Annotated in this window: 8 protein-coding genes and 1 pseudogene; all 9 read right to left on the minus strand. The window is 41.2% G+C overall.

The genetic code is table 11. The features are described 5' to 3' along the window. Positions 1–208: 208 nt before the first annotated feature. Positions 209–1,776: pseudogene (locus DH10bf12_RS00300) on the minus strand (IS3 family transposase). A 97-nt stretch (positions 1,777–1,873) separates the two neighbouring features. Continuing rightward, entirely contained in the window at positions 1,874–2,917 is a 1,044-nt protein-coding gene (locus DH10bf12_RS00305) for a glycosyltransferase family 4 protein (protein WP_471736638.1), read from the minus strand. Between the two features lie 229 nt (positions 2,918–3,146). Then, the gene (locus DH10bf12_RS00310) at positions 3,147–5,036 is read right to left on the minus strand and encodes an LTA synthase family protein (protein WP_471736639.1); all 1,890 of its coding nucleotides are present in this window, start codon (positions 5,034–5,036) and stop codon (positions 3,147–3,149) included. Between the two features lie 73 nt (positions 5,037–5,109). Continuing rightward, positions 5,110–7,020, minus strand: coding sequence for an FAD-dependent oxidoreductase (locus DH10bf12_RS00315; protein WP_471736640.1), 1,911 nt, complete (start codon positions 7,018–7,020; stop codon positions 5,110–5,112). 210 nt (positions 7,021–7,230) lie between these two features. Beyond that, complete coding sequence (csaB, locus tag DH10bf12_RS00320) at positions 7,231–8,316, minus strand: polysaccharide pyruvyl transferase CsaB (protein WP_471736641.1); 1,086 nt, start codon at positions 8,314–8,316, stop codon at positions 7,231–7,233. Then, positions 8,313–10,190 carry a DUF5693 family protein gene (locus DH10bf12_RS00325; protein WP_471736642.1) on the minus strand — a complete coding sequence of 626 codons (1,878 nt, stop codon included), beginning with the start codon at positions 10,188–10,190 and terminating at the stop codon, positions 8,313–8,315. The genes csaB and DH10bf12_RS00325 overlap by 4 nt, the downstream gene beginning before the upstream one ends. Positions 10,191–10,232: 42 nt before the next feature. After that, the gene (locus tag DH10bf12_RS00330) at positions 10,233–11,789 is read right to left on the minus strand and encodes a putative polysaccharide biosynthesis protein (protein WP_471736643.1); all 1,557 of its coding nucleotides are present in this window, start codon (positions 11,787–11,789) and stop codon (positions 10,233–10,235) included. Beyond that, complete coding sequence (locus tag DH10bf12_RS00335; protein ID WP_471736644.1) at positions 11,779–12,522, minus strand: WecB/TagA/CpsF family glycosyltransferase; 744 nt, start codon at positions 12,520–12,522, stop codon at positions 11,779–11,781. Before DH10bf12_RS00335 ends, DH10bf12_RS00330 begins: the two co-directional genes overlap by 11 nt. A 123-nt stretch (positions 12,523–12,645) precedes the next feature. Continuing rightward, positions 12,646–14,631, minus strand: coding sequence for an S-layer homology domain-containing protein (locus DH10bf12_RS00340; RefSeq protein ID WP_471736645.1), 1,986 nt, complete (start codon positions 14,629–14,631; stop codon positions 12,646–12,648). Between the last annotated feature and the right edge of the window lie 142 nt (positions 14,632–14,773).

Consider the following 14,773-nt stretch of genomic DNA (forward strand, 5'->3'; position numbering starts at 1 on the left):
TAAGCGCAGCGTAAGGCGGCGACTCCAGCGGCGGAAAAGGGACAGGTGAGACCCTGTAATGCGAAGCATGTAAGGGGCTCACTGCCCGGCCGCGGAAAGCGTCCGCCTGTAGCGTAGCGAACCGGTTATCCAAACAAAAAAGCTGGAGCCATTACACATCATGAACTGCGCCCTGTCAAGTAGACAGTAAAAAAGAAAAAGGTTAGCACTACGCTGCGGCCTGGTACCGATACTCCATTGGTGCCAGGTTGTTTAATTTCTCTTGATAACGTCCCTCGTTGTAAAACCGCATATATTGATCAATGTCGTTGACCAATTCTTCATAACTCTTGTACTGTTTCAATTCATACCTTTCACATTTGAAGTGCCCGAAGAAGCTCTCTATCGGCGCGTTGTCGATGCACTTCCCAACGCGAGACATACTGCGCGTGATCCCTGCTTCTGTCGTGATGTAGCGGTATTCCTTCGAGGTATACTGTGACCCACGGTCGCTATGGAGTAGGGGAGTCGCGTCTGGGTTCGCTTCGATGGCTGCCTTCAGGGTGTCCATTACCAAGGCGTTGTTGTTGAAGTGACCGATCTGATAGGCTACGACGGACCCGTCGTACAGGTCCTGATCACACTCAAATAAGCCTTATTCCCAAGACCATAATGGAGGTGCGTGATGTCCGTCACCCATTTCTGGTTGGGCTGACTCGCTGTGAACGCGCGATTCAAGATGTTATCTTCGATATTGACATAGCTGGTCTTCGTACAGTAGCCGTTTGACTGGCGAATGAAAGACTTCAGTCTGAGCTTGATCATCAGGCGACGGATCCGTTTGCGATTGTACTGCTTTTTGAACTGGCGGTTGATGAACATTGTGATCCGCCGGTAGCCCAGAATCCCCTGATGCTTGTTGAATATCTTTTTGATTTCTCCGAGTAGCCATTCATTTTCTTCCTCTTGGTCAGTCGGCGTATGGTTCAGCCATTTGTAGTAACCGGATCGCGAGACACCGACCAGTTGGCAGAGTAGTTGGATCGGCGCCTTCGTTTCCTCATGGTACTCATGGATCGCCTGGAACCGATGTAGATGACTGCCTATTCGCGCATTCTGTCCCTCCTTTCGATCTCCTTCAGCTTTTTAAGAGGCCGTTTTCCGTTTCAAGATATTGATTACGATGGTCCAGTTCTTTGATGCGGAGCTTCAGTTTCTCTACTTCTGTCAGGTCCGGCTTAGACTCCAGGGATTTCCCGCGGCGATCGTGAAGTGCCGTCTCTCCGTCAGCCTGATATTTCCGTACCCATCCATAGACCTGTTGATACGAGACCTGATATTTCTCTGCAGCCCTGTGATAGTCAAGGTCGTGGGCGATTGCGAATTGGACGATCTCTATCCGTTCCTGTAGTGTTGTCTTACGTCCTGTACTCATCTTTTATTCCCCTCACTAGTGGATTTCAAGTCTCTCCCACTAGTGTAACGCTTTATCCACCTTCGTAAGACAGAGGAGGTTGAGATGTTGAAACGAGCACAGGTCTCACTGAGGCTCCCTTGACCCGCCAGATAATAGTCCACTGCCTGTCGTTTCAATTCTTGGGAGTACGCTTTCCAGGTCTTCGATTCCTTCAATCCGTCGATGCCATCTGATTGATATTTACGAATCCAATCTCTGAAGGTCTTTTCAGTGATCTGATAATCTCTTGAGACCACACCCACCGACTTCTTCTCCTCTAAGATAGATAACACTGCTTTTAATTTTTCATCTAATGTATGACCAGTCGTCCTTTTAGACACAAAAATGCCCCCTTCAAAGTAGTAGAGAATTTTTATTATTTCTCTGTCTACTTCGAAGGGAGCATATCATCAAGTGTAATGGCTCCAGCTTTTTATTTTATTTACTAATACTCCTCACAAACCTCAAAATCGGCTTATAATCCTTACCAAGCAATCCAATACTCTCTACAACAAACTCAATAAAGAGCAGTGTCAGCATAATGACGATAATCGCACCCCACAGCGTTGACTGTGAGAACACAAATGCTGATAAGCTGAACATAATCGCAATGCCGTAAATGATCAGGACCGTTTCTTTATGAGAAAACCCTGAGTTCAGCAGACAGTGGTGTAAATGCGACTTATCAGGCGCTGAGATCGGCTGCTTGTTCAGTAAGCGCCTTACGATTGCAAAGAATGTATCTGAGATCGGTACACCAAGAATTAAGATTGGAATAACCAGCGAAATCACTGTTACGTTCTTGAATCCTAAGAGCGCAAAAACTGAAATCATAAAGCCGAGAAAGAGCGATCCAGTATCTCCCATGAATATTTTTGCCGGATGGAAATTATAATAAAGAAAACCAATTGCACTTGCTGCAAGAATTGACGCCATTAGCGTGACATATAAATCACCCATAATTGCGGCCATTCCGGCGATTGTTAATAATGCGATAGTTGATACACCCGCTGCAAGACCATCTAGTCCATCAATCAGGTTAACAGCGTTTGTAATACCGATAATCCAGAGTACAGTCAGCGGAATCGCAAAGATACCAAATTCGATTGTACCGCCAAATGGAAGGTTAATGTAGTTAACCTGAATATCTCCTGCAATGATGACTGCAAGTGCAGCTGCAAATTGACCGAGAAGCTTAAGCTTTGGTGAGATCTGAAACAGATCATCCACCATACCTGTAATAATAATAATCGTCCCACCAAGGAAAATCGCCCAGTCATACACGCCTTCAGGGCGGATGATCAAAACACTGATTACAAATCCGAGATATATGGCGAGTCCGCCAAGACGCGGCATGATTTTAGTATGAACTTTCCTGTAGTCAGGCTTGTCTGTGGCTCCGATTGCGATTGCAAATTTCTTTACAAATGGTGTCAACACAAACGAGGCTACAAACGCAATCAATAATCCTAAAAAAGCCATTGAAACAAACCTCCTTCACTTCTAATAAAATTTGCTCTATATATTGATAACACAGCTTCAAGATTGTGGCAATGTATTTTTTCAACTTGTCCTCAAAATAGACGATTAATGATCATTAAAAGTTTCGCTTTAGTGAAACATTCTTTTTGCTTTCCATTAGTATAGCCTGTCTGACTGACAAAGCACATGGTAATCTATACCCATATAGGCGTTAATTGAATCTTAAGTCTTACTCTTCATCTGCTAAAAAATCATGGGTGATAATGTCATCTGAAAATCTGAGCTGTTCTCTGGTCTGAGCCGCTCCTTCCCTGCACTGTTCAAGGTCTAACTCTTTTTGACCTGAGATATCATAACAGGATCCATTCTCAAATACACCATCGAGTGATGCCTGATAGTACATATCACCTTTTTTAAAGGAGCCATATCTGAACGGTACAAGTTGATCTTCCATCGTAAAAACAGGTGTACCGAGATGATTCGTATCATCTTCAATCCCCAGCAGATGGAGAATCGTCGGCGCAACGTCAATCATTCCTGTACTGTGTGTGAACGTCTCACCTTCATCTGTACCAGGTACTCTGATCACCAGAGGCACCTGATCTTTCATCGCCATTCTTGAGATTTCATCAGACTCAACACCAAGTGCAGCTGCCTGTTCCTCAGTGAACTCCAGTCCACTGTCGTGGTCCCCATAAAGGATCAATACCGTATTGTCCCATAAACCTTCAGTTTTCAATTTATCTATCATCTGCCCTACAGCATAATCTACATAATGAGTGGAATGCAGATAATTCCCAAATATTGTCCCCTCAAACGACCCGACATCTAACGTACGATGTTCAGATGGCAGCATCGTATATGGATGATGACTTGTCAGGGCGACAGCGAATTTGTAAAACGGCTGCTGATCTTTATTGTCCTCGATCATTTGGAGGAATAATTCCTCATCTCCAAGAGAATCAAAAGGACCTGCTTTCTGTCCTTCTTCAAAATCCCCCTGACCCATGAATGTATCGAACCCATAGTTGTCATAAACCAGAGAACGATTCCAGAAATTTTTATCATATGAATGATAGACCCCTGTATAATAATTATGGTTGTTTAAAATCCCGGGAATTGAATCAAAGGAATTTGTTGGATTTCTTACATACACCGAGCCGGTTGGTAACGGGTATAATGAATTATTTGTCAGGAACTCTGCATCAGATGTTCTGCCCTGTGCAACCTGATGATAAAAGTTGGAAAAATAATAGGATTCATCAATCAATGCATTTAAGTGAGGTGTAATCTCCTGCCCGTTCACCTCATTTTGAATGACATAGTTTTGATAAGATTCCAGCTGAATCATCATTACATTCATTCCTTCAGCTGCACCAAAGAATTCCGTATCAATCAGATGCGGTGATTGATGTTCCTCAAGAAATCTTTCGAGTTCATCATCCCTGCCTTCAGCCAGAACCGGTTTATTGATCACCTGTTCACGGATATACTTTTGCGTTTCGAACAGATGAAATCCTAAGTGACCAGTCACGTTATAGACCGATACATTCGACCACGTATTAATAAAAATATTTGTTCCGTATTTATCAATATAGTCCTGAATTGGAGTAGCAACCAGATACGTACCAACTGCAGCAGCTACAACAAATAATGCAAACCGTTCTTTCCAGGCGATCCGCTGCTCAGCCTTTTTGAATTTCAGCACTACTGCAATGATGAGCAGCAGGATCACATCAAGAAAATATAGAATATCTATTGGATTCATTAATTCTGTAATACTGCTTGTAATTCCGCCAACCTGATTAGACTGACTGAGAACCGGCGTGGTAATAAAATCCCCGAAATACCTGAAATAAATCAGATCAGCATACACAACAAAAGATCCGATTAAACTGATGACACCAATAGCGACCAGTCTGTTTATTCTCTTAAATAACAGGCTGATACAATATAATAGAATAATTGAACCGACTGACAACATCAGCATCTTTTGGGAAAGAAAATGAATGCCGACTTCCTTTGCAAAATAAAACATTTTAAATAGAAGAAAAGAAGTCAAAATGGGCAGTTCAATGTGTCTGAATAGAAAGCGGAAGATGCCCTTAACAAAATTCATGTGAAACTCCTTTCAAGTCATGCCTCATTTAAGCGAAAGTGATTTGCTGACGGACCAGCAAATCGCTTTTGAGTTATTCTTGTATTTGGGTTCTAATCAGATAAGAACTCCAGTAATATCCTTCAGCTCTCGACAGTGTTTCTTTATCCCCAAGCTTTTCTAAGAGTACTTCATCAATCAAACCGCGCTGCTGAACTGCCTCAAAGCTTGCCTCTTCCGATACTTCCTCACCGGCAAATGCCAACACAATGTATTTAGCGGCTTTATCTTTTGATAGCACTTCTTCAGCATCATAGTCTTCAAGCGATTGTACTTTTGTCAGGAGATCGAGCGTTGTCTGATCGACACCGTCTCCTGCTCTTTCAGCCCCATTGGAAAGCAGTCTGATAAAATGCTGAGCCGATAAGTCATCATCCACCTTCAGGTCATTATCATATCCGCCAGCTACAATCGCATAATCAATCAGGTGCTGAACTGCTTCATCAAACCATTCACCTTCATAAGGATAGGATAAATCAAATGAATCAACTAGTGCCCCCTGAGACTGCAGTGTTTCTCTTAATTGCGAGATCTGCTCCTGATTTCCAGACAGCTCTCTAAAGGTCATATCATTATCAATTGACTGGATCGCTGCTGCACCACCGGCTTCCCCGACAGCCATGCCTGTTGGAATAATACGGGCACTGCCTGCTGCGATAGAAGAATACCCTGCTGAACGGCTCACGACAAGCATGTTTTCAATATCTAATGGAACTGTCGAACGGAATGGGATCGCAAATTGATCCGGACTCGATACAACTGTGCCATAATCGTTCAGTGAAGTTGCCTGAATATCGACAGGGTAGCCGCCCATACCTATGCCGTCCCAATGATCACGATTCGTCCAGATATCAGACATTGGCAGTATATATTCTGTTTTAACATGTCTTGTCTCTCTTACGTATAACTCTTCCGGATAACTTGCTACCTTTGCGTTTTCAAACCCTGGAAGTTCTTTTCGCAGATATTCTACAATGTGATCCGTTTCACGCTTTCCTTTTTCAATCGCGTCTTCCAGCTCCTGATCATTCAGGCCGTCAACACCGAAGAGCTGAAGTGCATTAATATAGAATTCTTCTCGTTCTTCTCCTATTACCCTCGCAAGGTTTAATCCTCTTAGACGTGTATTTTCTTCTTTCGTTTCATATTCATAGTGAAGTTCACTAAACCCCCAGGCTACTGAGTCAGTCATCGCTGCATAGCCGAATGTTTCTTCTTCTACAGCCTGCCGCACTCCTGCCCAGTCGACATCATACAGGTGGATCATTAATGTGACAGCCATGAGTCTGTCTTTCAGATTAATATCCTCTCCGCCTGTATAATAGGGAGCCCCTGCCATAACCGCAATGTCCGCATCCTGAGTAGCATCAATTAACCGCTTCCCTGACACTTTCTGAGATGATTCGTGATCTGTCACTTCAAGACCTGTCACTGTCTGATTGTCCAGCATGACATCCTCGACAGTTGTATTCGTCATTAAAGTTAGGTTTTCTTCGTCCTGGACAAGCTTTAAAAAAGCAGCTTTCGCCAGTTCGACATCAAAAGCACTATCCCCGCCTACAAGCTCGTGCCACTCTTTAAAAATCCCTTCTACCGCACTGTTACCATCAGGCCCCTGAACCATATCAATGAAATTGAGCATCCCAAAAGTCATCAGACCCCCAAGACCTTCTCTTTCTTCTATTAATAAAGTCTTTGCACCGTTTCTGGCGGCAGATACTGCAGCTGCAACACCTTCAGGCTCACCACCTACGACAACTACATCATACCCATCAGGATCCAGTTCAGGATTCTTTTCAGGTACCTGATAATTCTTAATTACATCATTTGTGTCTGTTTTATTCTCTGCCGTTGAATCCTCTGAGACAAGATTGGTGATGACGATGATTGACACAGGCAGTAAAATCGCAACAGCCAAGATTGCTGCAATAAATTTTTTACTCAAAATAAAATCCTCCTTAATACAATCGTAACAATATTTACATTTAGTTTAATTTTAACAGAGTGCGTAATAGGAAAATAGTTTTTATTCTATTAATTGATTGAGGAAATCATAGAGGATGGAAATAAAAAAGAGCCTGAGACATTGAGTGTCTTAGACTCTTAAAACCGTTTCTCCGGGATTTAAAAAGTGCTCTGATTGATTGTTGAAATTCTATTTATAAGGCGCTGCTAAATAATCGATCACCTTTAACGCTGTATTTTTAGCCGTTTTCTTTAAAGGAATCACTTTCTCATTCAGCGCTGTTACCTCTGTCTGGTGATTGGTTTGAAGTGTTTCTACAGATTGTACAATGTCTTCAGCAGTCCAGTTCTGCTCATTGACATTTCCAACAACTTTCTGGTCAACGATTGCTGCGAATGAATCTACTTTCGGATCGTAGGATAATGCGACAAAAGGTGTCGAGGTTATGCTCGCAAAAATTAATGCATGCAGCCTCATCCCAATCAGTATACTTGAAGATTTTATAATTGCGATTTTCTCCTGAATCGAACTGTCAGCATCTGATATCAGTACAGGCTGTTTCATGATCGATTCAACCTTTTTTGATGTCTTATAGTCATGTTCACCATGCATCGGGACCAGGACGATGCGATACCCTTTTAATGAAAGTTCATCTAAAGCCTCTGCTACTTTATTCAGGTAGTTTAAATCATCTGACCACTTTCTGATTGATACAGATAGGATTGGATCATTTAATTCCATCAGCGCTTTCCAATTACTTTGAAAAGCAGATGTATCAATTCCAATCACAGGATCAGGCACAATGTCGATTGTACGCGTGATACCAATCGATTGAAGCAATTCTTTTGACTGTATGTCTCTTACAGTCAGTAAAGTGACTGACTGTAGAGTATGTCTGACAAGCCAGCGGTTCAATTTATTTTTGAAAGGACCCATCCCCTGTGCGTATACAAATACAGGCTTCTTCAGAAATGTCGCAATCTTTATGACCCCGGCATAATATGGGATACTTTTCGAGCTTGTCTCATCCTGAAGCAGACTGCCTCCTCCGCTAATTAATCCGTCTGACTGTTTTAAAGCGTCATAGACTTCTTTTAGTTTCCAGCGATTGACCGCTTCTACCCCATAATCAACTGAAGTCTGCTGAGGGTTATTGGATAATACCGTAATAATAATTTGAGGATGATACTCTTTTAATGCATGGATAATGGCATAGAGAATAGCTTCATCTCCTACATTATCAAATCCATAATATCCGGATAATACTATTCTCAACCCTGCCACCTCGCTTTTAATATCGAAAATACTCTCTTACCAATCCACTTGTACAGATAAATCAGCACAAGCCCAAAGAAGAATCCTAAAACCAGACTGTAGGTTGTTCTGAGAAGCGAAATTGATAATGGAATGTGTAAATGGGTGAAAGTGTTCACCATTGATAAAAACCCGATTACAGATGGCACCAGCAGGAAGTAGCCTATCTTTCCGTAAGATCTGATAATATACAAGGCAAAGATGAAGAAAGGAAATCCTAGTAAAAATTCCTTTGTTCTCGGGCGGACGTAAAGCATCTGCTCAAGTAACACTCTTGCCTGTAATTCGAGTTCAGATACTGTACCACTGTTTCCTGTACGCATAATATAGTAAAATGCAATCGCTCCCGCCAGTCCAATCAGAAGCAGATGCCAATACTTCACTGCGGAAGTTAAAATTCCACGTCTATTTTCCCAGTATACATATACTATAACGATTGCAATTGGTACTGAATAAACAAGTGTCACGCCTCTGAAAGCATCTATCCCTAATATAAATTGACTTCCATTTAACAGTACCACGATAAGCCAGGTCCCGGTTAAGGTGACAATAACTGCTTTTAGATAATCCTTTATCAGATACCATTTAGACGCTGTTTCTTTATTCATAAGGACGGCTAATACAGGTGCTGTAATGGCCAGTGCCAGCGCGAACACTTTCAGAATCAGGCTGATTTCAAGAAACAGGTAGGTTGCTGCCATAAGAGATGCAGCGGCTGTTCCGATAAATGTAAAGCGGCGGCTTTTAAATAGTACCTCTGCAGCATAAGCCAGAAATGCTATGGCACCGATGAGTGCTGAAGCTAACTGCCATTTAGCAGCTTCAAATTTTTCGAACTGTGTCTGATCACCAGGAGAAAACTGTGATAAGCCTTCAGCTGATGCTGTCAGAACGGCTTCTAATTCATCAATAACTACAGATGGTTCTTCATTCAGATCTACATTGCTCATATTGATAAAGATGGCTCTCATGTTTCGTTCTTTAATCGCTCTTGTAATCCGCTCGCTGATAATGGATGGCTCAGCTTCTGTTAAGCCGACGCTATGTAATCTTGTCACATCCAGATCCATTGTGTATGCAGCCTGCAAAAAGCCTTGCTGTGCCGCAAATTCGATATTGAAAATTGAATACCCCGCATCATGTAGCTGCGTCATATATTCTTTTAGTTGAGGAATATCAGGATAACCTGGAATCTGCTGACCTGAAAATAATACCTGGTCCGTGTTTTCATTATGAAGACTGTCCAGCTGATCAATCAACTTATCTAATTCATTTTCTGACGATATATTAGATACTCTAGGAACCACATTTAACCCTGCATTCAAAATGTCTTCAATATTTTCTTCATTATAGCCGGTAGAAGTGGAAAGTGTAGTCTCTTCCGCACCTGGTACAAACACATAGTCAACTTCGTTAATCGTTGTAGACCTGGTTTCTTCAAATAATTCTCCAGCAATCTGTTCAAAATTAATGTCTCCTGAACGATGGATAAACAGGCCCTGACGATCAAAAAAGTCATCCAGTGGCTCCAGCTGATTCACTAAGAGATGCTCCCGTAACCGGTTTGTGCTGATAACAGAGATCTCTCCCTTGTTCTCAAGCGTACGGATCGTATCAGGTTCAATACTGATGGATCTCACTCCTGCTGCAGCCAGCTCCTCGAGTAATGTTTCCTGATCCACCGAAGGATTTTTCTCTATCCACTGTGAAACAATATTATAAGGAATAATAACTTCATATTCTTTTGCAGCCTCTTCTATCTGTACTCTTTGAAAGACAGAAGGGATGGTTAACAAAATCGAGAGAACGATGACTCCGATGAAAACTTTTTTCAACTACTACACACCCTTAACACTTCTCATCCGGCAGGATCGAGATTATCTTTTATTTAAACGATTCACTAAAGGAATTTTGCTCAAATGATTTTTATTCACTACTTTACTCATGAATAATAAAACAACATATATTATTGCACCTGCCACAATCGCAGCTGCAACATAGATCAAAGCAGTCAGACGTGTCCAGTCTGAGACACTATATAATAAAGATGGTACACCAATTACAATACCCATTGTAACAGCTGAAGCAATCATGAACACATTTTTAACAGAAATGAAATCTAATGAAACATACTTTTTAATAAAATAAGTATTTACAATAAATAATACAAAATAAACAATTGCAGTTGATACAGCTGCACCTGCCAGACCATAGACATTAACCAGAAGGAAATTCAGCACGATCTTCAGTCCTGCTCCACCTAAAATAATATAAGCAGCAAGCTTTGACTGGTTCATCCCCTGCAGTATGCCCGTTCCGAGGACAGTCAGCGCAGTAAAAACAGAGCTGAGGGAAATCACTGCAAGAACACCGCTTCCCTCTATATTCGTAAATAGGGCGAGGTTAATCGGGTACGTTAATGCCACAAGCCCGATTGCAGAAGGCCAGGCAATGAGATGTGTCATAAAATAAGTATGATGCACCATTCTCTCTGCTCCTGCATGATCCTTCTTCGAAAGATAGCCTGAAATTGACGGAATAAGCGGAAGTACGATTGACGTTGCAAAGACTGTCACAATCTGTACGAGTGCAAGTCCACGCCCATAAATGCCATATAAATAATTGATTTCCCCCTGCTCACTTCCATAAATTCGAAGAGCTGTTGGAATGGTAACGGAGTCAACCAGGTTTAATAATGCCATTGTAATCGCACCCACACAGATAGGAATCGAGATCCTCAGTATGAGTTTACTTGTCCGCTTAAATTTTTGTAAATTGTAAGTATAGTTCTTTCCCGTTCTGAATGAAGATCTGTTGTAAAGCATACGCAAATAAATAAGTGATGCGGCAGCTCCCATGAACGACCCCACCATGATACCACCAGCAATTTCTTCATCATTGTAAAGTTGACTTACCATATAATAAGCTGCTGCAAGAATAATCCCCACTCTGATCAACTGTTCTATTACCTGGGAAATAGCAGTTGGTGTCATATTCTCATGCCCCTGAAAGAACCCCCGGTATACAGCCATATAAGGAGCGATTAACAATGTCGTAGAAACAATAATCAAAGCAAATTTAGTCGAAGGCCCGCCAAGTACAGCAGCAAGCTGGTCAGAAGTAAGGTAGATGATTAAAAAGCTTAACACACCGAATAAGCTGGCCAGGATACCCGAAGTTACAAAAATACTCCGGATCTGCTCATGATCCTGTTCAGCCCTCGCCTCAGCAATCAGTTTTGAAATGGCGATTGGAATCCCCGCAACAGATAGTGTTAGAGCAACCATATAAACAGGATAGACAAGTGTAAAAATTCCGAGCACTTCATCTCCTGCAATGTTCTGAAGAGGGATCCTGAAAATACTGCCGAGTACTTTCGACAGTAAGGCAGCGACAGATAAAATAATCGTACTCTTAATAAAGTTACTTTTCATTTTTTCTGAAGACCTTATTAAAAATGACAACAAGCGCGAATTTCGGCAGCACGAGCATTCTTTTGAATCTTGATGGCTGCTTCAACAGCCGGTAAAGCCACTCAATATTCAGCTTCACCCAAAAGTCAGGTGCCCTTCTGACATTACCTGAAAATACATCAAAGCTACCGCCAACCCCGATAAAGACACCTTTATCAAATTGATCAATATTGGCACTGATCCACTGCTCCTGTCTCGGAAATCCGAGTGCAACAAGTACCAGATCCGGATCACCCTGTTTAATCTGGTCAGCTAAAGCAGGATCGCTCCAATCAAAAAAACCATTGCGGCTGCCCGCAATTTGTATACCCGGATATGTTGACTGAACCCTTGCTACCGTTTCTGTCAATACATTTTCAGCAGCGCCGAGAAAGAACACTTTAAAGTTTTCTTTATCTGCAATGTCTAGAAGTTCAAGCATGATATCAAAACCGCTTACCCGTTCAAGTAAAGGCTGTCCGGTTATCCCTGAGGCTTTCACCACACCAATTCCATCAGCCGTAATATAATCCGCTTTATCCAGACACTTTTTGTATGCAGCATCTTCTCTGGCATGCATGACAATCTCAGGATTTGCTGTAACGACAAATTTCTTTTCATTGTTGATCATATGTCTATGTAACGTATCTACAAACTTTTTTCTTGTTGTATTTATAAATGGCACACCTAAAACAGGTATAAAATTCGATTTCATTGTTACGCTCCTCATTGCATGAAAGGTAAAATATCTTTTCATAATATAACATAAAAAAAGGATACTGTGTGATGAGCCCCGAGCTCTTCTACAGTATCCTTCTTAGTGACTAGTTAATGCATATTATTTTGCTACAGGGAGAAGTCGGGTATACTCTTCGTATTTGCCCAATAATTGGCCTTTTCCGAAAACAAATGCTTCCTGATATTGTTTGTCCTCGGATTGAACTTTGTACCATGTGGCGCCTGATACATTACTTTCTCCTTTTATCACAACTGAGATCTTGTCAGGAATCAATCGGTATAATAACTTATTATTTGTACCGGCGCCTGATCGAAATGCCAGATTTTCAGTTGTTGTCATTCCTAACGTTTCTTTCCCAAAATCTTTTTTATCAAGATGAAGGTCAGCACGGTACATATGACCGGCAATCTTTTCACCCCAGTAAGGATCTGAAGCATATCTTACATTCATTCCACGTGATTTGTTACCAAGGAATGAACCGTTGTAAGCAAAGCCTGTAAGCGTATGATAATTTGTATTTACTCTTTTTGCTGCATCTTCAATCGATTCTCTAAATGATGGATAAGTATATGCCCCTCTGTAAGGATCTGAATCAACTGCTCCATACCCGAAAAGGTTAAATTTATCCTGTGCAATCTTACTTGTTCCCCATGCACTTTCGTGAATCGCATGTGCCATCAGATAAAGTGCATTAATTTTATACTTTTGTTCCATTTCCTTGTAGAACTTCCCGCTTCCGACAAGAGGACTGTTAATCCATTTTTTACCATATGCAGTTTGTCCATAGTATGGAAACTTATCTGCAAGGTATTTATCCAGCTCTTCAGCAGTATAGTTAGACACTGTGTGAAGAGGAAGTTTGTTAAAATACTGATGCGATTCAGTTACAGTTTTGCCTGAAGCATCTGTAAAAGTTGATCCGTCCCAGCTATAATATTTCGCCCCAGCTGCAAATTCTGCAGGTGCTTTACCAATTACGCCAGTAGATGTATATGACTCGTTGAAATGATTAAAGATTCTGTGGACAAGCTGACCATTCGATACTTCATAGTAAGATTGACCTTTTTTAAACTGGTGCGGAATCAGTGTCATAACATTTGCGTCTACAAAGCCGACTTCTCCTGCTAATTCCACTTTTACATATTTATCAGTTGAGTCCAGATACTTCATCTCAGTATTCAGCGTTACATAAGGTCTGAACTGATCACGTGTAATACCTGAATAAGTAAGGCTGTCTGACGGATAAACAGTAGCGAATGCATTAGAAACCGCAATCCCGTTCTCCATCCAAAGGACACGATTAGTACTTTCCACTAATGTTGCGCCAGCGTCAGCTTTAGCAAAAGTCTTAGCTTCTGCAAATGTTTTAAACTTTTTTATCACATTCGTCTTTCCATCTTTTATTGAAGAAGCATCAAAAGTTACTTCTTCAACAGGAGGAAAGACCTGATCTCTTGCTCTTAGCATGACAAGTGCAACCATCCATCTTTTAGAATTGTCTTTCGGTGAAAACACTTGATAAGAACCTTCCAGTATTTTCAAATGAGAGAGAATACGGACATCATTGAAGTGAACAGCCATAATTGAGCTATTGTCTTTGTAGTTTATTTTAGCAGTTTCTTCAACTTTGATATTAACTCCTTTAGCTTGCAATGCTCTTGCAACCATAGAAGCCATTTGTTCACGTGTAATTTTCATATTCGGCGCGAACATATCGTTACCTACTCCGTTTACAATTCCTAATTCTACTGCAAGTGAGACTACTTCATAGAACCAATCATCACTTGATACATCCTTAAAAGTAATATTATTAAGTGCAGCACTATGAACTTCCGCACCTTCGACCGTTACATCAAGTTCAAGAGATTTAATGACCATCTTTGCAAATTCTGCACGTGTAACTTCATTTTCGGGTCTGATTGTGCCATCTTCATATCCAGTCAGCACACCAAGAGCCATTAATTCTCTGATTTCCGCCTCATACATATGACCCTTAATATCACTTGCTGCTCCGGCGGTCAGACCTGGAAAGAACATTGATGCAACTAACATAAACATTGTGAAACTTAAAATGATTTTCTTCATTATGTAAAAATTCCTCCTTTTTATGTAACTGAAGTAAAATCTTATAATACTAGTGTATATGATATATATCGGTTATAAAATGTTTTTTTAATAGATAGATAGTCCGATAGTTGAAAATGTCTTTTCATACCAGTGTTTATGA

The sequence above is a fragment of the Jeotgalibacillus sp. 10bf12 genome, assembly GCF_055597105.1.